Origin of the sequence: Salinimicrobium aquimaris, from assembly GCF_035607535.1 — a bacterium.
Lineage (GTDB): Bacteria > Bacteroidota > Bacteroidia > Flavobacteriales > Flavobacteriaceae > Salinimicrobium.
The window spans coordinates 113148-136293 of record NZ_JAYDZX010000010.1 but is presented as its reverse complement, the minus strand read 5'-3'; the positions used below and the strand labels follow the sequence as shown (position 1 = coordinate 136293).

Below are 23146 nucleotides of genomic sequence, written 5' to 3'. Positions count from 1 at the left end.
AAATTGATTTTTCTATTGTATTTGTTCTACTATTTCCCCGCAGGTGAGCATCGCATCACCGTAGTACGGGTTTCTTATTTCGGCCGCATCACTAAGCCAGTAAGCGCCTTTATCTGAATTTGCCATTGGGCAGTAATCCACATAAACAGTCTTGTTCTGCAGGCCAAAAGCAGCCACTGTTTTGATAAGCGCTTCAGAAAGATAAATAAAATTCTCCCTTTGCTTTTCAAGATTAGCTGTATTAAGTCCTTCTTCGGAATGTTGCAACAGGAACCGCTTCTTCTCTTGCCAAAATTTCTCCGCATCCCCTGTCAATCCTGCTGCTTCTACCTGCTGAAGCGCTTGTGCAAATTCCTTTGTCAAAGTTAAACTTTCTTTTGCTCTTCCTTCCACCAGCGCATCTTTAAGCTCGAGATATACCTCTACAAGACCTCCCAATTGCTGCTGAAATTCTTCTGAAGTCTGAGCTCTAAAATTATTCCCTCCCTGCTTTAGATACTGCCTCACATCCATGGGCGCACCGGCCGTAGTTGCCGTCTCGGGGTTCATCATACTCGGTTTTCCAGCAAGCTGAGCTGCGGCATCAACAGTGAAAGTTCCGTTCACCACGATCTCATCTCCCGCATTAAGGCCTTCCTCAACCACATAGGCAGTTCCCAGGAGAGGCCCCAGCACAACTTCCCGCAACACAAAAAGCGGATTTGTCGCAGTACCTTCATTGACATAAACAACACTGCGTTTCCCGGTCCACAGTACTGCGGACCTCGGAATAATCAATCCTGCAGCAACTTTCTCCCCGCCGCCTGTAACCACTCCCGAGACGAACATTCCGGGCTTAAGCCTGTCGTTATTATTTGGCACTTCCACCCTCGCGGTAGCAACACGGGTTTGCCTGTTAATAATAGGGTCGATAAAATCTATGGTTCCAGTAAATGTTTGTCCTGGGATGGAAGCTACAGTGAAATATACAGTATCACCAACCTCCACCATGCCCATATTCCTCTCATAAATGTCGAATAAAACCCACATTTTTGAAAGGTCAGCGATCTGGTACAGCGGCATTCCACGTTCCACATAATCCCCGACTTCCACGAGCTTCTCGGTCACCACGCCACCCACATCTGCGGTGATGGTAAAACGATCGGTGGCCTTGCCGCTTTCGAGGATGCGGTTGATCTGGTTTTCTCCAATCCGCCAGTTGCGAAGCTTTTGTTTTGCAGCTTCAAAGAGTTCGGGTTGTGAATTGCGAATGGCGTAAGCCTGCAGCAATTCTTCCTGGGCCGTGACAAGTTCTGGGGAATAAACCACAGCCAGAGCCTGCCCCCGGTTCACTTCTTCCCCGGTGAAGTTGACCATCAAGCGCTCAATCCTTCCCGGCACATGCGTACTTTGGGTATAGGAGATCCTTTCGTCGACTTCCACTTTTCCGCTGAGCTCTATTTCCCTTTCTGCTGAAGTTGCTCCCACCTCCTGCGTCTGAATATTTGCCAGCTTCATAGCGTATTCGGTCATTTGAACTGCATTCGGATTTTCCATCACCTCTGAACCTTCCAGCGGAATAAGATCCATTCCGCAAATGGGACATTTTCCGGGTTCAGTAGCCCTTATTTGTGGGTGCATAGAACAGGTCCAGACGGTCTCCTGTCCTTCTTCCACCATTTCGTGCTCATGTGCAACTTCATCACTGCCTCCAAAAAAGAGCCAGCCCAGCAGGATTCCTGCGACAAGAGTACCTGCGATAATGAGAATATTTTTATTTCTGCCTGTCATAGTCCAAAGTATTACCCGATAAATAATCGATTTTTGCCAATGCGGTTAGATAACCGGCTTCTGCCCCGGCAACCGCCAGTTGATATTTTAGTAGTTCCTGTCGCACCCGTAGCACCTCTTCAAAATTTGATGCTGCGTTGCGATAAGAAGAAAGCAGAAGATTGAGCACCTGTTCCGAACTTTCCACCTGGCGCTCATAAAGTTCCAACATTGCCCTTGCCTCCCTTACCTCAAAAAGAGCTGTCTCAAGGTCGGCCAGAAGTTGATTTTCAACTCCCTCTTTTCGCTGCTCATAACTTTCGGCCATAAAGGCTGCCTGTTTGCGCGCTGCTTTATATTTTCCGCGGAAGATGGGCAGACTCACAGAAAGCATCGGCATAATAGCATCTCGCCCGTTATCTTCTATTGCCATGTCCATTCTCTCCCCAACGATCACGTAATCCAGCCCAATACCTACATTTGGCATCCCCTCCTTCCTGGCCAGTTCTTCCCTCGCCCTTGCCGAAGCTGCCATATGCTCCAGTTCTTCCAGTTGAGGATTGCCTTCCACTAAGGTGTCAAAAATGGCATTTTCGGGAAGTATTTCTATTTGCGTTTGCACCACAACTGCTTCAGACTTTTCCCGATTCAGCAGAGCATTGAATTGCGCCCGCAAAGCATCCTGCTTCAGTCTTATCACTTCCAGCCCGGTCACAGATTCGTTCCGAAGCAGGTCGGCCTGTAGAACGTCAGATAAAGCTCCGCTACCGGCACTTACGCGTGACAGGGCAAGGTCTTTATAATTCTGAAGGATCTCCAAATTCTCCTGTTGAAACTTAAGTTGCTGCTCCAGTTCATAGAGCTCGTAGTATTTGGAACTCACCTGCAACAGGATCTCATTGCGCGTTTCCAGAAAAGCCTGGAATTTAGCTTCAGCCATGAGATTTGCAACGTTTTCCCGTGCTTCAAGTGTCCCAAACCAGGGAAACATCTGCATCAGGGAAAAACGAGCTTCCTGTGGCCCCAGTCGTGTTTCCACCATTTGCCCAAAAGCGGAAACCGTAAGGGTGGGATCGGGCAGGCTTTTCACCTGCGGCGCTTCCTGCAATGCTGCTTCAAATTCAGAATAAGCAGCCTTAACTTTCGGATTATTTTCCGCAGCGATCAACAGGTAATCCTGCAAAGTCTGTGCACCTATGCTTCCCGAAAGAAGAAAAAACAGACCTGTCAAAAAAGATATTTTTAGAGCATCTTTCATTCTGCTGTTGTTTTGTTTGAGTTTCTTGTGACTACTGTTTCACGCCAAATTGCCTGCAGCACGGGAACCACAAAGATGGTCATGATCTGTATCACCATTCCTCCTACAATTGGAATTGCCATGGGTACCATGATGTCGGCCCCTTTTCCTGTGGAGGTAAGAACCGGGAAAAGGGCAATTATTGTTACGGCCGTGGTCATCATTGCCGGTCTTACCCGCTTTTTACCGGCTTCGAGCACTGCAGCTCTTACAGCCGGAACTGATTGTGGATCCCGCTTCTCAAAGACCTGGTGGATGTAGGTTCCCATGAGCACCCCGTCATCTGTAGCGATCCCAAACAGGGCGATAAATCCTACCCAAACCGCAACACTCAAATTGATCGTGCCCATTTGGAACAGGTCCCGCATGTTCATTCCCGAAATGCTGAAGTCCAGGAACCACGGCTGACCGTATAGCCAGATCATGATGAATCCGCCGGCAAAGGCAACAAATACTCCCGAAAAATGTATCGTGGAAGCGATTACTGTTTTGAATTGAAAATAGAGCAATAGGAAAATGATGATCAGTGAAATTGGGATCACAATAGCCAGTCTTTTCACTGCCCGCACCTGATTCTCATAATTCCCTGAAAATTCAAAGCTCACTCCCTGTGGCACCACCAGTTCACCCAGTGCTATTTTTTCGGCAATTAGATCCTGCGCATCATTGACCACATCGACTTCTGCAAAATCCTGTTTTTTGTCAAACAGCACATAACCCACTAAAAAGGTGTCCTCACTTTTGATCATCTGCGGACCTTTAACATACCTCACATCCACCAGTTGTCCCAGGGGAATTTGCGCTCCGGTTGGTGTTGGCACCAAAATCTGTTCTATTTCTTCGGGTGAATTTCGCAGTTCCCGTGGATAACGCACCCGAACAGGATAACGTTTCCTACCTTCAACGGTAGTAGTGATCTCCATTCCGCCGATGGCAGTTTCAATGGTTTGCTGCACTTTTTCAATGCTAAGACCATATCGGGCAATTTTCTGCCGGTTGATGTCCAATTCCAGGTAAGGTTTCCCAACAATTCTGTCGGCAAAAACGGCTTCTTCCTTGACCGTTGGTACTTGCTTAAGAATCTCTTCCAGTTTAAACCCAAAAGCCTGGATGGTTTCCAGATCGGGTCCATAAACTTTGATTCCCATTGGAGCCCGCATTCCCGTTTGCAGCATCACCAGCCGGGTTTCGATAGGCTGCAGCTTGGGCGCAGAGGTTATTCCCGGCAATCGTGTGGCAGCAACGATCTCGTTCCAAATATCATCGGGGCTGTTAATGTGGTCTCTCCAGTTTCTGAAGTACTCACCATCTTCATCGGGGATAAGGTCATTAGCTGTTATATTCCCCATAACAGCTTCTTCATTAGGGAAAGCTTCTCCCGATTTTAAGATGAAGTTCCCCTCATCATCTACCCGGAAGCGCTGCATTTCACCCTTTTCATTCAGCATGTACTCGGGCTTATAATTGATCACATTCTCGTACATGGAAATTGGAGCGGGATCAATTGCCGTCTCTGCTCTTCCCAGCTTCCCAACAGCTACTTCTACTTCAGGAATATTTGTAACTGCCATGTCAAGTTTTTGAAGTACTTCTTTACTGCCTTCAATTCCAAGATGTGGCATGGCGGTAGGCATCAGCAAAAAGCTTCCCTCGTTAAGGGTTGGCATAAATTCCTTTCCTACTCCGGGAAAAGCTTCGGAAGCATTTTCCCAGGCAGCCGTTTCTCTTATTTCCCAGCCAATCTCTTCGGCACCGTCTCCAAGAAATCCGAAGATCTTTGGGAACCCCTGCCAGATCAATAATCCGATCGAAATGGTGATCACCGGAAGCATTAGGAAAGTTTTCTTGTTCTCGAGACACCACTTAAGAATATCTTCATAGAACCTCACCACGGCTAACAACGCAGCAAGAGTGATCATCAAAAGAATGATCACAAACAAGTAATTTTCAATAATAGAATTTCTTACTCCCAATGGCATCCAGTGTGTGGTGAGGAAGAAGATCGTTACCGCCAGGATGATGAACAGGGAAATTTCTTTTGAATATTTTCCAAGGAACCCACGGCTCTTAGGCTCAAGTATTCTAAGGATTCCTATGATCGTTAGCGCCAGTGGCAACCACATTCCGAAGAGGAGTGAAAGGATTATTCCGCCGGCGATAAGGCTGTAGTTCCAGATGAGGTTTACCCTATCCTTTTTCAGTCTGAAAGAGAAGAAGTAATAAGATAGCATTGGCAGCACCATTATGCCCAATAAAAAGGCTGCTACCAAAGCAAAGGTTTTTGTAAAGGCTAACGGGATGAAGAGTTTTCCTTCGGCATTTTCCATAAAGAAAACCGGAAGAAAACTCACTACGGTAGTGGCTAAAGCAGTGGTGACGGCCGGACCGACTTCTATGGTTGCCGTTCTGATTACTTCCAGAAGTTTTGAACCTTTTGCATTCCTGTTTTCCGGAAACTCGAGGTGCCGCAGGGTGTTTTCCACAAACACAATTCCAACATCTACCATGACTCCAATGGCTATGGCAATCCCCGAAAGCGCGACCACGTTGGCGTCTACACCAAAGTAGCGCATTGCAATAAAGGTCATGAGCACCGCAATGGGCAGCAGGCTGGAAATTAAGATCGAAGCCCGCAGGTTCAGCACTAAAATTATTACCACAATGATGCTGATAAGGATCTCGTCTGAAAGGGCATTTTCGAGCGTTCCCAGAGTTTCATGTATCAACTGCGTTCTATCATAGAACGGAACTATAGTAAGTTTACTCACTGTTCCATCCTGCAACACTTTAGTCGGCATTCCCGGTGCGATCTCTTCAATCTTGTCTTTGACATTATTGATCACCGCGAGAGGATTAGAGCCATAGCGGGCAACCACCACTCCTCCCGCGACCTCAGCTCCTGCCTTGTCGAGAATTCCTCGTCTTTCTGCCGGACCCAAGGTCACAACTCCAATATCGGAAATGAGGATCGGGGTATTATCATTCACGGCAACTACTGTATTTTCAATATCTTCCAGGGATTCGATATAACCGAGCCCTCGAACCAGATATTCCACCTTGTTCACTTCAATGGTCTTGGCTCCAATGTCACGATTGGAATTCTTCACAGCCATCATCACCTCATCAATTCCAACATTGAACGCTTTTAAAGCATCGGGATCAACATCCACCTGATATTCGCGAACAAATCCACCGACAGAAGCAACTTCTGAAACACCTTCCACTCCGCTTAAACCGAGTTTCACGTAGTAATCCTGCACAGACCTTATTTCATGCAGGTCCCAGCCTCCCGTGACATTCCCGGCAGAATCCCTTCCTTCTAAAGTATACCAGAAAACCTGCCCAAGAGCTGTAGCATCAGGTCCCAAGGTAGGTTGAGCATCTTCGGGCAAAAGGCCGGGAGATAGGGAATTGATCTTTTCCAGAATTCGTGTACGGGACCAGTAGAATTCAACATCTTCATCAAAAATGATATTGATGCTGGAAAACCCGAACATGGAGGTACTTCTAATAGATTCCACACCCGGAATACCGAGTAAAGCAGTAGTGAGGGGATAAGTGATCTGATCCTCAATGTCCTGTGGGGAACGGCCCGGCCATTCGGTAAAGACAATCTGTTGATTCTCTCCCAGGTCGGGGATTGCATCTACCGGCACGGGATCCCTTGGCAGCAGGTCGAAATCCCAATCGAAAGGAGAAGTAACCACGCCCCAACCAATCATGAAGATCAACAATAGGGATGTGACCAGCCGGTTATAAAGGAAATAATGGATTATTTTAGTAAGCATTCTTTGATATTAAATTGATTAAATGTGAACAAACACAGCAACCCCGTCATGCAGGGTTTAAAAAATCAATTTCAATATCAAATAAGAAAAGTCTCGTCGAGCAAATGTATGTCGTAGACGAGCAAGGGTGGTTTGTAGTGAAAAAAAGGAGTTTCAGCCTGTGCTTCTCCTTCAAAAAGTTCGGCATAAGACCAGGTAAAAGAAGCGAGAAAAACCTGTTTTTCAAGGTCCAGATCATCAAAGGATATCTTTAGCTCCTTTTGTCCTTCTACGGAAACTTTTTCTTCGTCACAGCACTCATCTTCAGCCGAAGCGGGCATATCGGAATGCATTCCGCAGGTCTTAGCTTCAGAAAAAACAGCCTGGTCCACCAGGATCTCTCCGCAGAAGTGTTTATCTACAGTAAAGGACATAGTAGAGAATAGCACCAAAAGTGCCATTAACAAAGATCCCGACTTTTGAAAAAAAGTTTTCACAGAAGACAAAGGTAAATAAATTTTAAATAACTGCTGCTTAGGTGGTAAAAATGGAAAAAGAAGAAGTCAAGAGATTTAGAAAGTAAGAGGGAATCAGATCCTGAACTACTTGGTTTTTGACACTGGCTACAGAAGAACAAGGAAAGAACTGAAATGTAAAGGATCAGTTCGTGGAAGATTCCGATTGAATTCGATAATAATAAAAAGCAGGAAGTAACAGCAGAACCAGTACCGGATGCGCCAAAAATCTGCGGACATAAAAGGCTGCCAGATAATCTTCCGGCTGCACGTGATGCATGAGGTAGACGAATAAAGGGAACAACACAATAAAGAAGCCGGCATAAATAAGGACCGAAAATTTTATAATGCTCCTGTTTTGAAAGGCCACATAAAGAATAAGTAAAGAGATAAGGGTATTTACCAAAAATCTCCAGAAAACGTTCCAGAACATGTAAGCGGGGAAAGCAATGCTCTCTCCGTCCATATATTGCTTTTCAAAAAAATACATGAAAGGATCGTAAAAGAACCTGTATTCATACATTCTTACCAGCGCCAGCAACCCTACTAAACCAAGTATGATCAAGATCTTAGTGACTGCTTTCATACCTTATCTGTTTTGAATAAATGGCAATCCATAGCACCCATAGCAGGAAAACTACTCCATAGATCACCAGGGGAAAGGCTATGGAATGCAAGAAGTGTGCGTGCCATGGATATTCAAAGATCCCTATAGCCATAAGTGCGATCCTTAGAATATTGGTCACGTAGATCACTACCGCTCCTGCCAGCGTAAAGAAAAGCGTCGTCTTCAAACGGCCCGAAAAAGCCAGCATAAAGGAGACAAAAAGTATGATTATGCTTGCTGCATTGCAACCTTCTATTATCCTGGCCACAAATTTTTCTCCAATATAAAGATGCATGGTGGCCTCAGGAAAACCAGATCTAAGATGGGATTCGTAACCGAGAGCAGAAACCACGGCTTCGCTTTGCAAAGCAACCAAATGCGTCAGGTAATCGGGATAGTAAACAGCCGAAGAATAATTCTGCAGATAGATATTGTACAGCAGCGCCAAAAAGAGATAGGTGCCTAAAAAGGTAAAAATGAACTTAATTACCGTAGAATATTTCTTTAGAAGCTGATGCAAACTTTGACCAATGGTTTTATCAAAAGTATTTATTTATCACGTGGCCGCGAGATGAATTTTTAAATACTTTTGCCTAAAATGTGAACAATGTCTTTTGATAAACTAAGAAATGAGGTCTCCGAGATCCTCTCGAATGATAAAACTCCCGTAGATAAAAGATTAGCTGAAGTTTGCGAACTTCTTAAAGCTGAAATAGATTATTACACCTGGGTAGGTTTTTATTTTAAGAACGGGGACAAAAATGAACTAAAGTTAGGGCCTTTTGCAGGCGAACCTACAGATCATACAATTATTCCTTTCGGAAAAGGGATATGCGGACAGGTTGCAGTATCCAACAAGAACTTTGTAGTGCCCGATGTAAGCGCCCAGGATAATTATATTGCCTGCAGTATTCACGTAAAGGCCGAAATTGTAGTGCCTTTATTCAAGAATGGTGAAAATATCGGCCAGATCGACATTGATTCCAATGTACCCGATCCTTTTACTGAAGAAGACGAGCGTTTCCTGGAATTTGTGAACGAAAAGGTGGCCGAAATTATTTAATCCTCATCCCTGCCTCTCTATTGGATAGAATCCACAGGCAGAAACTAAAATTAAAAGGGTGCTCAAAAATGATATTTTTGGCACCCTTTTTCTATATCGTATTATTAATTGCGGGAAGACTTTAGATGTTCCACCCTGCAATAGGTTTCTAATATCTTTTTACATCCCTGTCCTGATCGCCTCAACAGGATCAAGTTTTGAGGCAGAAATTGCAGGAACTATTCCTGAAATTAGTCCTATCACTGCAGAAACAGCCGTTCCAATAAACATGTTCCACGGAGACAGGATAAACTGGAAATCTCCAGTGAACTGAGATACTATAAGCGATGCCAGCCATACCATAAATAATCCTATTAATCCTCCAATTACTGATAGAATTACTGCTTCAAAAAGGAACTGGAACAGAATGAATCTGTTTTTTGCACCCAAAGACTTTTGTATCCCAATGAGGTTGGTACGTTCCTTCACGCTTACGAACATGATGTTGGCAATCCCAAAGCCTCCTACCAAAAGGGAAAATCCGCTAATGATGAGACCAAAGAAATTAAGCTGACCTGTCATGTTGTCGATAAGATCTGTGAAGCCCTCCAATTGATTGACAAAAAAGTTGTTGACATCCTCTCTTCTCAACCCCCTCAAATTGCGAAGCTGTTGTGTAATGTATGCAATAAGCTCATTACTGTCGGCATCTGGGTTGGGCTTGATCACGATTTGCGGAAAAGTACCACGATTACTCCCTCCATATATCCTTCTTACAATATTTACCGGCACAAAAACATTCGTGTCGTGACTGCCTCCCATAAGACTTGCACCCATTTTCTCGAGCACCCCTATAACTGTAAATTTTCTTCCATAGAGCCGCACCTGCTCTCCCAGCGCATTTCTACTTCCGAAGAGGTTTTCATAGACGTCATGTCCAAGAACGATCACCGGAGTTCCACTTACAGCCTCGGCCATATTGAAAAATCTGCCTTCCTCTATTTGCAGGGCCTCAATATCATAATATTCGGCAGAGACGGCACCTATACCAACATTTGAAGCGGTCTTATCGCTGTACTTTATATTCTCTGAAGGCACGTTTAGAACAAAAGCCATGGCGGAAGCCTGCGGCACGGTACGGCTCAAATATTCGTACTCCTCATAGGTAACATCGGGAAATTGCTGTCTTTTCCACTGAGGGATATCTGTTGGCCCGAAGGAAAAACGGGTAAGGAACATGGTGCGGTTGTCAAGAGAACTAAGGCTTCCTTTGATCTCTTTTTCCAGAGAATCTACTGCAGCCAGGACTGCGATAATTGAAAAGATCCCTATGGTGACACCCAGCAGGGACAACATGGTTCGTAGTTTATTATTTTTGAGAGCATTAATAGCAAATAAAAAACTCTCTTTTAGAACCCTTAGATATATTAACATTGCAGCTTTCCTCTGTTGTTTATGACCTGTACATCATAAGACGCCAGCTTTAAAAATTCGTTACAAAATAAATATAGAAATAAAGGCAACAGCCGCATTATTTTCTAGCGAAATAATTACTTTTGCAACCTCAACAAAACCAACACAATGAGCGACTTAAAATCGGCTAAATCTGCACTTATTTCTGTCTTTAATAAGGATGGGCTGGAACCTATTGTAAAAAAGCTTAATGAGCTGGGGATCACCATCTACTCTACCGGGGGAACCGAAAAATTCATCAAAGAACTGGGAATAGATGTAGTGCCGGTTGAAGACATAACTTCCTATCCTTCGATCCTTGGCGGGAGAGTAAAGACCTTACATCCAAAGGTGTTTGGCGGCATCCTCAACCGCAGCGAGAATGAAGATGACAAAGCCGAACTTGAGAAATATGAAATTCCGCAGATCGACATAGTGATCGTGGATCTTTATCCTTTTGAGAAAACAGTAGCATCGGGTGCTCCGGAAGATGATATCATTGAAAAAATCGACATAGGTGGAATTTCCCTCATCAGGGCAGCAGCCAAGAATTTTAAAGATGTTATTTGCGTTCCTTCAGTAGAAAGTTATTCTGAATTCCTCAGCATCATTTCAGAAGGGGAAGGTAAAACCACGCTTGAAGACCGAAAAAGATTTGCTGCAAAGGCTTTTAATGTTTCCTCACATTATGACACAGCAATATTTAATTACCTTAACAATGACGAGCTCTCCTATAAGGAAAGCTTCAATGGCGGACTCGAATTAAGATACGGTGAGAATCCCCATCAAAAAGGGCATTTTTACGGGGACTTTTCCGCAATGTTCGACAAGCTTCACGGTAAGGAACTTTCATACAACAACCTTCTGGATGTCGATGCTGCAATTAATTTGATGAATGAATTTCAAAACCAGGCTCCAACTTTTGCTATTTTAAAGCATAATAATGCTTGTGGATTGGCACAACGGGAAACCCTGCTTCAGGCGTATAAAGATGCTCTCGCAGGAGATCCTGTTTCAGCTTTTGGCGGGATCTTGATCAGCAACACTGAAATTGACAAAGCTACTGCCGAAGAGATCCACCAACTTTTCTGCGAAGTTGTTATTGCCCCCTTCTATTCCGAAGAAGCTCTGGAAATCTTAAAAGGGAAAAAGAACAGGGTAATCCTGGTTCAGAAAGAAACAGAGCTTCCGCAAAAGAATGTTCGCACCTGCCTTAACGGGATTTTAGTTCAGGATAAAGACAGCAAGACAGACGCCAAAGAGGATTTAACTTTTGCCACCAACAATAAACCTTCGGAGCAGGAGTTAAATGACCTGTTGTTTGCTTCAAGAATATGCAAGCACACAAAATCAAATACTATCGTCCTCGTAAAGAATAATCAGCTATTGGCAAGCGGAACAGGCCAAACTTCTCGTGTAGATGCCCTGAGACAAAGCATAGACAAGGCAAAATCTTTTAATTTTGACCTGCAGGGTGCAGTGATGGCCAGTGATGCGTTTTTCCCATTCCCCGATTGTGTGGAAATTGCCGATAAAGCCGGAATCACTGCTGTAATTCAACCCGGCGGATCCATTAAGGACCAGCTGAGTATAGATTATTGCAACGAAAATAATCTTGCTATGGTAATGACCGGCACGAGGCATTTTAAACATTAATTTTATTACATTTACCGAACCTCAACTAATTGACTTAACATGGGATTTTTCGATTTTCTCACTGAAGAAATTGCTATAGATTTAGGAACTGCAAATACACTCATAATACACAATGATAAGGTTGTGGTTGACAGTCCGTCTATCGTAGCCCGTCACCGCACTACCGGCAAGATTATAGCTGTAGGTAAAGAAGCTGCGATGATGCAGGGGAAAACCCATGAAAATATTAAGACGATAAGACCTCTTAAAGACGGGGTAATTGCCGATTTTGATGCATCTGAAAAGATGCTTACCATGTTCATTAAAGAAATACCTGCGCTTAAGAAAAAAATGTTCACTCCTGCGTTGAGAATGGTCATTTGTATCCCTTCAGGTATTACAGAAGTGGAAATGCGTGCGGTAAAAGAAAGCGCCGAAAGGGTAAACGGGAAAGAGGTCTATCTTATCCATGAACCAATGGCTGCTGCCATAGGAATTGGTGTTGATATCATGCAGCCCAAAGGTAATATGATCGTGGACATTGGAGGTGGTACTACCGAAATTGCAGTTATTGCCCTTGGAGGTATTGTTTGCGACAAATCTGTCAAGATCGCGGGGGATGTATTCACTAACGACATCGTTTATTACATGCGCACCCAGCACAACCTTTATGTGGGGGAACGTACTGCGGAAAAAATTAAAATTCAAATAGGTGCCGCTACCGAAGATCTTGAGGTGCCACCAGATGAAATGAATGTTCAGGGACGTGATTTACTAACAGGAAAACCCAAACAGGTCAATATTTCCTATCGTGAGATCGCTAAGGCCCTTGACAAATCTATCCTTAGAATTGAGGACGCTGTGATGGAAACCCTTTCACAAACTCCGCCGGAACTTGCAGCCGATATCTACAACACCGGTATTTACCTTGCCGGTGGTGGATCCATGTTGCGCGGGCTTGATAAGAGGTTATCACAAAAGACCGATCTTCCTGTCTACATCGCCGAAGATCCTTTACGTGCTGTGGTACGCGGAACAGGAATTTGCCTGAAAACCCTTCACCGTTACAAGGGGATCTTGATAAAGTAGGAGTAGTTTATGCAGCAAATAATTAATTTTCTTATTCGCAATAAGAACAATATACTATTCTTATTGCTGCTTACCTTTTCCCTGTTTTTAACCATTCAGTCCCACTCTTATCAAAAGAGTAAGTTCATAAGTTCTGCCAATTTTTTAAGCGGGGGAATTTATAGCTGGACGAGCAACATCAACAGTTACTTTAACCTTGAACAGTACAACCTCAGGCTGCTGGAAGAAAATGAAAGGCTGCGTACAAGGCTGGCCAGCTATGAGGATTCATTGGAAGTAAAATCATACAGGGATACCAGTAGTTTTGATGCCGATTATCTTTTTAGAGCTTCTGAAGTTATAAATAACAACTACGCCAAAGTCGACAATTATCTTACCCTTAAGAGTGGTGCCCGGGATGGGATCGAACGGGACATGGGGGTAGTAACCAGTAGAGGTATCGTGGGTATTGTTGAGAATGTATCTCCCAACTATTCCACAGTGATTTCTATACTTAATTCCAACTCCCGGATCAACGCCCAGCTAAAAAGATCGAATCATTTCGGAACACTGGTGTGGAATGGAGATGACCCTAATGTAGTACAGCTTATTGATGTTCCTTCAATTGCTCCAATAGCCGAGGGTGACACCATTATTACCGGAGGACGTTCCCTCATTTTTCCAAAAGGACTTCCTATCGGTGCTGTAAAGAACTTTTCACTTGATCAAAGCGAGAGCTACTACAACATCGACATCCAGTTATTCAACGATATGACGAATATTGGTTATGTCTATATCATTGAAAATACGCAGCAAGACGAGATAAGAGCCCTGCAAAACCTGTCCAAAAATGAATAGTGTGATAATTACAAATACCCTGCGTTTTGTAGTGCTGCTTTTACTACAGGTACTGTTATTGAACAACATTAACTTTTTGGGGTACATCAATCCCTACCTGTATGTGTTGTTTTTAATTCTTTATCCTTTTAATGGAAATCAAACACTTTTTATATTTCTGAGTTTTCTCCTGGGATGGGGAGTTGACATCTTTGAAGATAGTGGAGGTATCAATGCGGCTGCCTGCCTTGTGGCTGCTTATATTCGCCCTGCTATCCTGCGTTTCTCCTTCGGAGTGAGTTACGATTATCAAACGATAAAATTTTCAAGTACCCAACCGGGATCGCGAATTAGTTATGTATTTATCCTGGTGCTGGTTCATCATTTTGTCCTGTTTTTGCTGGAATTCTTCAATTTTGCACACTTCTTGCTACTTCTTAAAAAAACCTTTTTTTCAGCAATATTTACAATAATTCTGGTGTTTTTGACGCTTGCTTTATTTAACAGACGATCCAGATGAGAAAAATTTTACTCTACATAATAGTCATCACTTCAGGAATAATTTTCCTTGCCAGGTTATTTTACCTGCAAATCATGGATGACTCCTTTGTAGGGCTTTCGGAGAACAACGCCATAAAGGTAGTGTATGACTACCCTCAGCGGGGTTTCATTTTTGACAGGAACGGAGAACTTTTGGTTTCTAATCAGCCTTCCTACGATGTAATGGTGATCCCAAGAAACCTTAAACCTTTTGACACTACAGAGCTTTGCAATATTTTGAGCATCACTCCCAAACAGCTGGTAGAGAGGCTTGATAAAGCGAAGATCTATTCTCCCAGGTTACCCTCGGTCGTTATCCCCCAGCTCACCAAAAGTGAATACGCATATTTAGCTGAAAAAATGCGGAAATATGAAGGTTTTTATATCCAAAAGCGTTCCCTGAGGGATTACTATACCCAACATGGAGCAAACGTACTTGGCTATATCACTGAAGTTAACCAGCGAATAGTGAATGAAAACCCTTACTACCTTTCCGGAGATCTTATAGGCCGCCAGGGAGTTGAAGGCTATTATGAAGAGTTGCTACGGGGAGTAAAGGGGGTAAAGTATATTCAGAAGGACAGGTTCAACCGGGATATTGGAGCTTACAAAGGTGGAATATATGATACCCTCCCAAAAAAGGGAAAAGACATCACTATTACTATTGACGCCGAACTCCAGAAATATGGGGAGCTCCTAATGAAAAACAAAAGAGGCGGAATTGTTGCCCTTGAACCATCTACAGGAGAGATTCTCGCCCTGGTAACAGCACCCAATTATGATCCTGCAGACCTCGTGGGACGCAAAAGGTCGCAGAACTTTACCGAGTTATGGCTGGATTCAATCGCCAAACCCTTGTTTGACCGCGGACTTTTAGCTGAATATCCTCCGGGTTCTCCATTTAAGACCATTAATGCCCTTATCGCTTTACAGGAGGGTGTAGTAACAACAAACGATCGTTTTTCATGTCACGGCGGCTATTTTTATGGAAGAGGCCGCAAAATGGGTTGTCACCCGCACTCCAGTCCGTTGGACATGATCCCGGGAATTGCCCAGTCATGTAACGCATATTTCGCCAACGTCTATCGCAGGGTAATTGAAAAATATCCTTCTCCACAGGAAGGAGTAGATGCATGGGCGAACCATTTGCGGAGTTTTGGCCTGGGAGATTACTTAGGATCTGACCTTTCCACAGGAAGACCCGGCAAGATCCCGACTGCAGAATACTACAACAAGATCTATGACTATCCTACATATAAGTGGTTCTCTACGGCAACACTATCTAATGCAATTGGACAGGGAGAAGTTTTAATGACACCCATCCAGCTGGCCAACATGACTGCTGCTATTGCAAACCGGGGCTGGTTCTATACTCCGCATATCCTCAAAGAGATCGAAGGTAAACCTATTAAGGAAAAAGAATTTACTGAAAAGAAATTTACCACTATCGACCCAAAACATTTTGGCCCGGTAGTAGAAGGTATGCACCAGGTATATAAAGCAGGAACTGCTTCTGCACTACAGGTGCCGGGAATAGAAATAGCAGGAAAGACCGGAACAGCCGAAAACTTCACCAAAGTAGATGGGAAGAGAATGCAGCTAACAGATCATTCTATTTTTGTCGCCTTTGCCCCCGTAGATGATCCTAAAATCGCACTGGCAGTATTTGTGGAAAACGGATACTGGGGAGGTCGTTATGCAGGACGTATAGCAGGATTAATGATCGAGAAATATATTAAGGGAGAGATCACCAGAAAAGATATGGAAAACTGGGTCCTTACCAACAGCCTGGAAGAAGAATATGAAAAACCATATAGTGGAAAGCCGTTCATGATCAACGATAACAAGAAGCATGGCTGGACCGAAAAGAAACCACTAAAGAACTAAGGAGTAATTATGCCCAAAACTATTTCCCAGTTCGACTGGATCACCATTCTGGTTTACTTCTTACTGGTTATGATTGGTTGGGTGAATATCTATTCTGCATCCCTGGATGATACGGCGACATCAATGTTTGATCTTAGCCAGATCTATGGAAAACAATTGTTGTGGATCCTACTCAGCGTCTTTCTTATTACAATCTTACTTTCCCTTGAGGCAAAGTTCTATGAACGTTTTTCCAGTATTATCTACATCATTTCCCTACTCTCCATCCTGGGGTTATTCTTTTTTGGAAAAACCATAAACGGTGCTACTTCCTGGTATGCCTTTGGAAGTTTCTCCATTCAGCCTGCCGAATTTGCAAAGGTTGCCACAGCCCTTGCTTTGGCGAAGTACATTAGCGACATTCAAACGAATATGCGCAATTTGGCCGATCAATTCAGAGCCTTTATAATTATTGCGCTTCCTGCCTTGATCATTTTGCCGCAACCCGATGCCGGTAGTGCCATGGTCTATGCTGCTTTTTTCTTTCCGCTTTACAGGGAAGGTTTATCGGGCGTTTATCTCATAGCAGCCACGGTAGGAGTTCTTGTCTTCGTACTTACCCTGGTTTGGAGCCCCGTATGGGTTTCCATAGGCGCAACTATTCTGGTGATCTTTTTATATTTCTTCCGGAAAAAGAAAAGACCGGGGGCGATTGCTTACCTAAGTATACTAATCCTGGCAGTGGCACTCTCATTTTCGGTGGAGTATATTTTTGAGAACGTCTTTGAACAACGGCACCGCGACCGGTTCAATATCGTCTTAGGAAAGGAAGTCGACAACCGCGGAATTGGTTATAACACCAATCAGAGTGAGATCGCTATTGGAAGCGGAAGCTGGTTTGGAAAAGGCTGGACCGAAGGCACACAAACCAAAGGTAATTTCGTTCCCGAGCAGCACACAGATTACATCTTCAGTACCGTAGGTGAGGAATGGGGTTTTGTGGGAAGCGCTGTGGTGGTGTTTCTTTTCATCTTCTTAATGCTTCGTATCATTCATCTTGCCGAGCGGCAGAAGTCTCAGTTTAACCGGGTTTACGGCTATAGTGTGGCAGGGATTCTCTTTGTCCACTTCTTTGTAAATATTGGGATGGTCATAGGTATTTTTCCAACTGTAGGGATTCCATTGCCTTTCTTTAGCTATGGAGGTTCAGGTCTATGGGGCTTCACCATTCTCCTGTTCATATTTGTGAAGCTGGATTCTGAAAGGATGTCCTTCTGGTAGGGAGAAAATTTGAAAATAGGAGAGGTTCAAGAACTGACTTCCGAAAAATTTAGCCAGAATAATTACGGCGCTGCTCCGGAGTTTCTTTCATCGCTTTTATTTATCCCTTTTAGTGTCGCTCCTTCTGAAGTCAGCTTTTGAGACAGCTTCAAATCAAGTACTAAAAAGTTTGCTCTGAATCGAGTCCGTCCCTAACAAATAGAGACAATGGACTCCGCAGCCATAGGTTTCCTCTCCCTTCCTTTCGTCTAAAACTATTCTCTGGCAGGATCGCGGGTATGTGTTGGACATCTGCCTGTCCATTTACACTATAGTACCTAATCCTGGTCCCTCCAAAACATCTGTCCCACCAATTAGTAAAGCACAAAAAAAGGGCTCTTTAAAAAGCCCTTTTTGAATATGCTGTTTTTCTTATTCTTATTTTTTTATATCAGCAAGACCTGATTTTTTGATGTTGTTCATCTTCATGTCTTCCAGTACATGTACTGCCTCTTCCATGTAAATATCACTGCTAAGGCTTTTATGCCATCTTTGTCGTTTTTCAGCAAGTACGGTGTCTACACTAAACAGTTCCTTCTCATAGGGAAGAGATTCGAAGCTGAGGTTCGATTGATACTCCGAGATCTTATCAAACCTCTTTGCCTGCTCCTCGTTTAGCTCCATTTCCCTGCTGTAATCTTCATAGTTGAGCGGGAAAGTCGTATTGTTACGCTGATCCCTTATCCATTCAGCATTTTCTTGTATAAGATCGATATGCTCATTCTTCGCCATTCGTTTCTGGCTATTGGCAAGGGTTTCTTCAAAGTCAATATATCCATCCCATTCCTGAAATGACGCTGCCTGGATTTGATCCCATGGCAGTGGGTTCTTTTGGTCCTTCTCTCCAATATCAATGAAAGAATAACGATCGGGCACCACTACATCACTCTTAACTCCTTCGAGCTGGGTAGAACCACCATTCACCCTGTAGAACTTCTGGGTTGTAATTTTTAATGCTCCCAGATCTCCAAGGTCACTATTTCTTACCCAACGGTTAAGATCCAGTACATTTTGCACTGTTCCTTTTCCATAGGTTTGTTTGCTACCAATGATCACGGCTCTTTTATAATCCTGCATCGCAGCTGCAAGGATTTCGGAAGCTGAGGCAGATAGTTCATTCACAAGGATCACAAGCGGCCCATCCCAAAGGATTGACGGATCATTATCTTTCAACACTTCCTGGCCTTCCAGCTTGGACTTTACCTGTACAATAGGTCCTTCCTTTATAAATAGTCCTGCAATATCAACAACAGTTTTAAGTGATCCTCCACCGTTATTCCTAAGGTCGAGCACTAAACCGTCCATTCCTTCTTTCTTCAGCCTTATGATCTCCTTCTTAACATCGGAAGCTGCATTCCTTTCTGAATAATCTTCCATATCAAAATAGAACTTCGGCAGGTTGATCACTCCATAAGTTCTGCCATCCTTTTGTACTTTGGCCGCCTTTGCATAAGTTTCTTCGATCTCAACCACATCCCGCACTATATCTACTTCCTGAATTGTTCCATCTACTTTTTTAAGGGTAAGGGTAACTTTTGAACCTTTTGGCCCTTTAATGAGATTCACGGCATCATCAAGCCTCATACCAACAACACTTACAGGTTCTTTCTCGTCTTCCTGTTTTACCTTGATTATTTCGTCACCTACTTCTACCTCTTCACCTCTCCAGGCAGGCCCGCCGGAGATCACTTCAACAATTTTCACGTTGTCGTTTTTCTTTTGAAGTCGGGCGCCAATACCTTCGAGCTTCCCGCTCATTGCCATATCAAAACGGTCCTTATCTTGTGGTGCAAAGTAGAAGGTATGTGGATCAAATTCTTCCACAATTGCATTTACGTAAACCGAAAACCAGTCTTTTCTTTCAAGATCATCACTAAAATCAAAATATTCTTCCAAAGAATTCCTGGTTAGCTCCCGCGCCTCTACTTCAAGTTCTGCATCGGTCTTTGCGACATAATCAGGATTGTTTTCTAGTTCTCTCTCCTGCTCTTTTTTCTTATCGTAGAAATTTGAAATGGCAGAGAACTTAAGCTGTTTTCTCCATCTTTGCTTCATCTCTGCTTCAGAGTTTACATAACCACGTTTACTGTAATCTGTATCCAGTTGCTCCTTTTTGCTGAAGTCAAAAGGCTTATCCAGGATTTCCATGTACATACCTTCAGCCTCATTCATGCGCTGCATTAATCTGGTATGAGTAAGGTCAAAGAAACTGATCTCCGAATTCTTGATCTGGTCATCCAGCAAGTTTTCATACTGTTTGAATTCCTCAATATCGCTAGCATAGAAGTATCTTTTCAAAGGATCAAGGGCTTCCAGGTAATCTTTAAATACTTCAGAAGAAAAGGAATCGTCTACCTCCTTGGCATCGTAATGTCCATTTTTAAGGACATAAGAGATCAGCTCAATCAAGGTTCTATCTTTGTTGGGATCGTTGAAGGTCTTGGTGGTAAAGCTGCAGGAGGCTGCAGCAAAGAGCAGTACCAGCACCAGTAGTTTATAATTCCTTTTCATTATAGTTTGTATTTTCATCATTTGTATACCTCTACTACAGTAAAAACTATGCCAACTTCTATAGTTTTACGGTTTTTGTTAAATTACGAATATAAGTCTTTCCTCAGGAAATTAATTTAATTTAGCAGCCATAAAATTTTCATAAATGCCTCAGGAAAAACCGCTGATCTTAGTAACCAACGATGACGGAATTACCGCCCCTGGAATCCGGGCGCTTATCGATGTAATGAAACAGCTGGGTGATGTGATCGTGGTAGCACCCGATAGCCCTCAAAGCGGAATGGGACATGCCATAACTATTAGCGACACTCTTTTTTGTGACCAGATAACAGTAAAAGAAACTTATAAGCATAAAGAGTTCAGCTGCTCGGGAACGCCGGCCGATTGTGTGAAGATCGCGACGCAGGAGATCCTCCACCGCAAACCGGATCTTTGTGTGAGCGGAATTAATCACGGCTCTAACTCTTCTATTAACGTGATCTATTCAGGTACTATGAGTGCGGCAGTGGAAGCCGGAATCGAAGGTATTCCTGCAATTGGTTTTTCCTTACTGGACTATTCCTTAAATGCCGATTTTGAACCTTGCAAGAAATTTGTAAAACGTATAACCCGGCAGGTATTAAAGCACGGGCTCCCAAAAGGAGTGGTGCTAAATGTGAACCTTCCGAAGTTGCCCGAGTCGGAGATCAAGGGAATAAAGGTGTGTAGGCAGGCAAATGCGAGATGGGAAGAGGAATTTGATAAAAGAACAAATCCTCAGGGCCGGGATTATTACTGGCTTTCGGGAAAATTTATAAATGAAGACGAAGGGGAAGACAGCGATGAATTTGCCCTTTCTCAGGGGTATGTTTCTGTCGTACCTGTGCAGTTTGACCTCACCGCCCATCAATTCCTTAGAGATTTAAACACATGGGATCTAAATGATTAAAAAGGAGATATTTATCGGCTTTTTGACAGGGATAGCAGCCAATCTCCTTGGAATGCTCATTTATATTCTGATATTTTCTGAGCTGTCGATACTTGAAACCCTCAAAGAATCCATGCGTGGAGGTTTCATAGGAACTCTTATTACTGCGGGGGCCATCCTGAATTTTATTCCTTTCTTCTATTTTTTGAAAAAAGAAAAAACCTATAGGGCCCGGGGTGTTTTACTGGCATCTATACTTGCCGCTCTGGTAATTGCCATCATAAAGCTTAGCTGATATGAAGTACTACATTATTGCCGGAGAGGCTTCGGGTGACCTTCACGCGGCGAACCTCATGAAAGCTTTAAAAAAGACCGATCCACAGGCCGAATTCAGGTTTTGGGGAGGAGATCTCATGGAGCGGGAAGGCGGTACACCGGTAAAGCACTATCGCGATCTGGCCTTTATGGGCTTTGCTGAAGTGATCATGAACCTCGGTACCATTTTGAAGAATATTTCTTTCTGCAAAGAGGATATTAAAAAGTGGGATCCTCACGTGATCATTTTTGTAGATTACCCGGGTTTCAACCTGCGAATTGCAAAGTGGGCCCGCAAAGAAGGATATAAAACCCATTTTTATATCTCTCCTCAAATTTGGGCCTGGAAAGAGAATCGAATCAAAGATATTCAAAGGGATATCGACGAGATGTATGTGATCCTACCATTTGAAAAGGACTTTTATGAGCAAAAGCATAATTTCAAGGTCAATTTCGTAGGGCATCCGCTTATAGACGAAATTGCAGAAAGACCACCTGCTGATGTAAATAAAGTTAAGGTAGAATGCGATCTTGACAACCGTCCCGTGATCGCTCTTCTGCCCGGCAGCCGGAAACAGGAAATCTCCAAAATGCTGGAGATCATGCTCAGTGTGACTCAGGATTTTAAGGATTATCAATTTGTGATCGCAGGGGCACCAAGTCAGGAAGAGGCATTTTATCGCCGCTTTATCAAGAAAAGTAACGTGCATCTTGTAATGAATCGCACCTATGATCTCCTGGAAATATCAACAGCAGCCCTTGTTACCTCCGGAACTGCAACCTTGGAAACTGCTTTATTAAAAGTGCCTGAAGTAGTTTGCTATAAGGGCAATTTCATTTCCTATCAAATTGCAAAACGGGTCATTAACCTTGAATATATTTCTCTGGTAAATCTTATAATGCAACGGGAGGTGGTAAAAGAGCTCATCCAAAGTGATTTTGACCGCCAGAATCTCAAAAAAGAACTTTTAAAGATCCTTGACCAGGAAAACCGGAAGAAGATTTTTTCAGATTATTACGAGTTAGAGAAAAAATTAGGTGGCAAAGGCGCGAGTGAAAAAACAGCGCAGCTAATCTATCAAAAGATTTCAGCTTCATGAAGGTCCGCTACTTTGCTCTCCTCCTCGTAACGATCTCCCTTACTTCCTGCGGCGCCCGGAAAGGAGTGCCATCAGCTACACAAAAAGCACAGGAAAAATCGGCCGGTTATGCGGACTTACCTGATTTTATAGACCTCACAGACGAAGTTATTGAAGATCTTGAAACGGAAACCTTCAACATCATAGATCACGCCCTTCAGTTTCTCGGCACTAAATATAAATACGGCGGCACGACACCCGACGGTATGGACTGCTCGGGTCTTGTATATACCTGCTTTCTACAGAACGATATCTCCCTGCCACGCTCCTCAAAAGAAATGGCGCAATTAGGGGAACAACTTGAGCTGGGAAACGTGAGAACAGGAGATCTGCTGTTCTTTATTACCGACAGGCGCAAGAAGAATATCAACCATGTGGGCCTGGTGGTAGAACTTGATGCAGATAACATCTATTTCATTCACTCCAGTACATCCCGCGGAGTAATTATTTCGGCGCTCAATGAAAATTACTGGCGCGACCATTTTGTGATGGCCCGGCGCATCCTATAAATCCCTATCTTCGGGTAAACTCCTGAAGAATAAGTGGTTTGAATACAGCGATCTTTAGACTTACACTTGT

General features: G+C 43.5%; 19 protein-coding genes. 11 read left to right on the top strand and 8 right to left on the bottom strand.

The features are described 5' to 3' along the window. Positions 1 to 12 precede the first annotated feature (12 nt). The 6 genes from VR862_RS10530 to xrtF form a co-directional block, all read right to left on the bottom strand. Entirely contained in the window at positions 13 to 1770 is a 1758-nt protein-coding gene (locus tag VR862_RS10530) for an efflux RND transporter periplasmic adaptor subunit (protein WP_324720929.1), read from the bottom strand. Then, a complete protein-coding gene (locus VR862_RS10525) occupies positions 1754 to 3007 on the bottom strand; it encodes a TolC family protein (protein WP_324720928.1) in 1254 nt (417 codons plus the stop codon). The genes VR862_RS10530 and VR862_RS10525 overlap by 17 nt, the downstream gene beginning before the upstream one ends. After that, complete coding sequence (locus VR862_RS10520; RefSeq protein WP_324720927.1) at positions 3004 to 6834, bottom strand: efflux RND transporter permease subunit; 3831 nt, start codon at positions 6832 to 6834, stop codon at positions 3004 to 3006. The genes VR862_RS10525 and VR862_RS10520 overlap by 4 nt, the downstream gene beginning before the upstream one ends. Positions 6835 to 6911: 77 nt before the next feature. Beyond that, entirely contained in the window at positions 6912 to 7310 is a 399-nt protein-coding gene (locus tag VR862_RS10515; protein ID WP_324720926.1) for an HYC_CC_PP family protein, read from the bottom strand. 163 nt (positions 7311 to 7473) lie between these two features. Beyond that, positions 7474 to 7914, bottom strand: a complete 441-nt coding sequence (locus VR862_RS10510) for an exosortase F system-associated membrane protein (protein WP_324720925.1) — start codon at positions 7912 to 7914, stop codon at positions 7474 to 7476. Continuing rightward, on the bottom strand, positions 7898 to 8455 hold the full coding sequence (gene xrtF, locus VR862_RS10505) for an exosortase family protein XrtF (RefSeq protein WP_324720924.1): 558 nt from the start codon (positions 8453 to 8455) through the stop codon (positions 7898 to 7900). Before xrtF ends, VR862_RS10510 begins: the two co-directional genes overlap by 17 nt. Before the next feature lie 87 nt (positions 8456 to 8542). Here xrtF and VR862_RS10500 point away from each other — a divergent pair, with 87 nt between their 5' ends. Further along, positions 8543 to 8998: an XrtF-associated fRMsr-like GAF protein gene (locus tag VR862_RS10500; protein ID WP_324720923.1), complete on the top strand. Its 456-nt coding sequence runs from the start codon at positions 8543 to 8545 to the stop codon at positions 8996 to 8998. A 159-nt stretch (positions 8999 to 9157) separates the two neighbouring features. Here the strand turns inward: VR862_RS10500 and VR862_RS10495 are convergent, their stop codons facing one another. Beyond that, positions 9158 to 10411, bottom strand: coding sequence for an ABC transporter permease (locus VR862_RS10495; RefSeq protein ID WP_324720922.1), 1254 nt, complete (start codon positions 10409 to 10411; stop codon positions 9158 to 9160). A 147-nt stretch (positions 10412 to 10558) separates the two neighbouring features. On the opposite strand from VR862_RS10495, the gene purH reads away from it, so the two are divergent. The 6 genes from purH to rodA are packed head-to-tail and all read left to right on the top strand — an operon-like array spanning position 10559 to position 17656. Beyond that, complete coding sequence (gene purH, locus VR862_RS10490; protein ID WP_324720921.1) at positions 10559 to 12085, top strand: bifunctional phosphoribosylaminoimidazolecarboxamide formyltransferase/IMP cyclohydrolase; 1527 nt, start codon at positions 10559 to 10561, stop codon at positions 12083 to 12085. Positions 12086 to 12124: 39 nt separating this feature from the next. Then, positions 12125 to 13153, top strand: coding sequence for a rod shape-determining protein (locus VR862_RS10485; protein WP_097055686.1), 1029 nt, complete (start codon positions 12125 to 12127; stop codon positions 13151 to 13153). Positions 13154 to 13162: 9 nt separating this feature from the next. Continuing rightward, a complete protein-coding gene (gene mreC, locus VR862_RS10480; protein ID WP_324720920.1) occupies positions 13163 to 13990 on the top strand; it encodes a rod shape-determining protein MreC in 828 nt (275 codons plus the stop codon). Next, a complete protein-coding gene (locus VR862_RS10475; RefSeq protein ID WP_324720919.1) occupies positions 13983 to 14489 on the top strand; it encodes a rod shape-determining protein MreD in 507 nt (168 codons plus the stop codon). The genes mreC and VR862_RS10475 overlap by 8 nt, the downstream gene beginning before the upstream one ends. Further along, on the top strand, positions 14486 to 16396 hold the full coding sequence (mrdA, locus tag VR862_RS10470; RefSeq protein WP_324720918.1) for a penicillin-binding protein 2: 1911 nt from the start codon (positions 14486 to 14488) through the stop codon (positions 16394 to 16396). The genes VR862_RS10475 and mrdA overlap by 4 nt, the downstream gene beginning before the upstream one ends. Before the next feature lie 9 nt (positions 16397 to 16405). Then, on the top strand, positions 16406 to 17656 hold the full coding sequence (gene rodA, locus VR862_RS10465; protein WP_324720917.1) for a rod shape-determining protein RodA: 1251 nt from the start codon (positions 16406 to 16408) through the stop codon (positions 17654 to 17656). A 417-nt stretch (positions 17657 to 18073) separates the two neighbouring features. On the opposite strand, the gene VR862_RS10460 is transcribed toward rodA, so the two are convergent. After that, positions 18074 to 20206, bottom strand: coding sequence for a carboxy terminal-processing peptidase (locus VR862_RS10460; RefSeq protein ID WP_324720916.1), 2133 nt, complete (start codon positions 20204 to 20206; stop codon positions 18074 to 18076). A gap of 145 nt (positions 20207 to 20351) precedes the next feature. Here VR862_RS10460 and surE point away from each other — a divergent pair, with 145 nt between their 5' ends. Genes surE through VR862_RS10440 form a run of 4 tightly spaced genes read left to right on the top strand, consistent with a single transcriptional unit; the run spans position 20352 to position 23076 of the window. Continuing rightward, positions 20352 to 21134: a 5'/3'-nucleotidase SurE gene (gene surE, locus VR862_RS10455; protein WP_324720915.1), complete on the top strand. Its 783-nt coding sequence runs from the start codon at positions 20352 to 20354 to the stop codon at positions 21132 to 21134. After that, positions 21127 to 21408 carry a hypothetical protein gene (locus VR862_RS10450; protein ID WP_324720914.1) on the top strand — a complete coding sequence of 94 codons (282 nt, stop codon included), beginning with the start codon at positions 21127 to 21129 and terminating at the stop codon, positions 21406 to 21408. The genes surE and VR862_RS10450 overlap by 8 nt, the downstream gene beginning before the upstream one ends. A gap of 1 nt (position 21409) precedes the next feature. Next, a complete protein-coding gene (gene lpxB / locus VR862_RS10445) occupies positions 21410 to 22528 on the top strand; it encodes a lipid-A-disaccharide synthase (RefSeq protein WP_324720913.1) in 1119 nt (372 codons plus the stop codon). Beyond that, positions 22525 to 23076, top strand: coding sequence for a C40 family peptidase (locus tag VR862_RS10440; RefSeq protein ID WP_324720912.1), 552 nt, complete (start codon positions 22525 to 22527; stop codon positions 23074 to 23076). Before lpxB ends, VR862_RS10440 begins: the two co-directional genes overlap by 4 nt. Positions 23077 to 23146 lie beyond the last annotated feature (70 nt).

Excerpts from the sequence above, each read along its gene's own strand:
- VR862_RS10510 (WP_324720925.1), bottom strand. The coding sequence starts at position 7,914 with ATGAAAGCAGTCACTAAGATCTTGATCATACTTGGTTTAGTAGGGTTG.
- VR862_RS10520 (WP_324720927.1), bottom strand. The coding sequence starts at position 6,834 with ATGCTTACTAAAATAATCCATTATTTCCTTTATAACCGGCTGGTCACA.
- VR862_RS10440 (WP_324720912.1), top strand. The coding sequence starts at position 22,525 with ATGAAGGTCCGCTACTTTGCTCTCCTCCTCGTAACGATCTCCCTTACT.
- mrdA (WP_324720918.1), top strand. The coding sequence starts at position 14,486 with ATGAGAAAAATTTTACTCTACATAATAGTCATCACTTCAGGAATAATT.
- mreC (WP_324720920.1), top strand. The coding sequence starts at position 13,163 with ATGCAGCAAATAATTAATTTTCTTATTCGCAATAAGAACAATATACTA.
- VR862_RS10450 (WP_324720914.1), top strand. The coding sequence starts at position 21,127 with ATGATTAAAAAGGAGATATTTATCGGCTTTTTGACAGGGATAGCAGCC.
- VR862_RS10485 (WP_097055686.1), top strand. The coding sequence starts at position 12,125 with ATGGGATTTTTCGATTTTCTCACTGAAGAAATTGCTATAGATTTAGGA.
- lpxB (WP_324720913.1), top strand. The coding sequence starts at position 21,410 with ATGAAGTACTACATTATTGCCGGAGAGGCTTCGGGTGACCTTCACGCG.
- VR862_RS10530 (WP_324720929.1), bottom strand. The coding sequence starts at position 1,770 with ATGACAGGCAGAAATAAAAATATTCTCATTATCGCAGGTACTCTTGTC.
- surE (WP_324720915.1), top strand. The coding sequence starts at position 20,352 with ATGCCTCAGGAAAAACCGCTGATCTTAGTAACCAACGATGACGGAATT.
- VR862_RS10525 (WP_324720928.1), bottom strand. The coding sequence starts at position 3,007 with ATGAAAGATGCTCTAAAAATATCTTTTTTGACAGGTCTGTTTTTTCTT.
- VR862_RS10495 (WP_324720922.1), bottom strand. The coding sequence starts at position 10,411 with ATGTTAATATATCTAAGGGTTCTAAAAGAGAGTTTTTTATTTGCTATT.
- rodA (WP_324720917.1), top strand. The coding sequence starts at position 16,406 with ATGCCCAAAACTATTTCCCAGTTCGACTGGATCACCATTCTGGTTTAC.
- purH (WP_324720921.1), top strand. The coding sequence starts at position 10,559 with ATGAGCGACTTAAAATCGGCTAAATCTGCACTTATTTCTGTCTTTAAT.
- VR862_RS10475 (WP_324720919.1), top strand. The coding sequence starts at position 13,983 with ATGAATAGTGTGATAATTACAAATACCCTGCGTTTTGTAGTGCTGCTT.
- VR862_RS10500 (WP_324720923.1), top strand. The coding sequence starts at position 8,543 with ATGTCTTTTGATAAACTAAGAAATGAGGTCTCCGAGATCCTCTCGAAT.
- VR862_RS10460 (WP_324720916.1), bottom strand. The coding sequence starts at position 20,206 with ATGAAAAGGAATTATAAACTACTGGTGCTGGTACTGCTCTTTGCTGCA.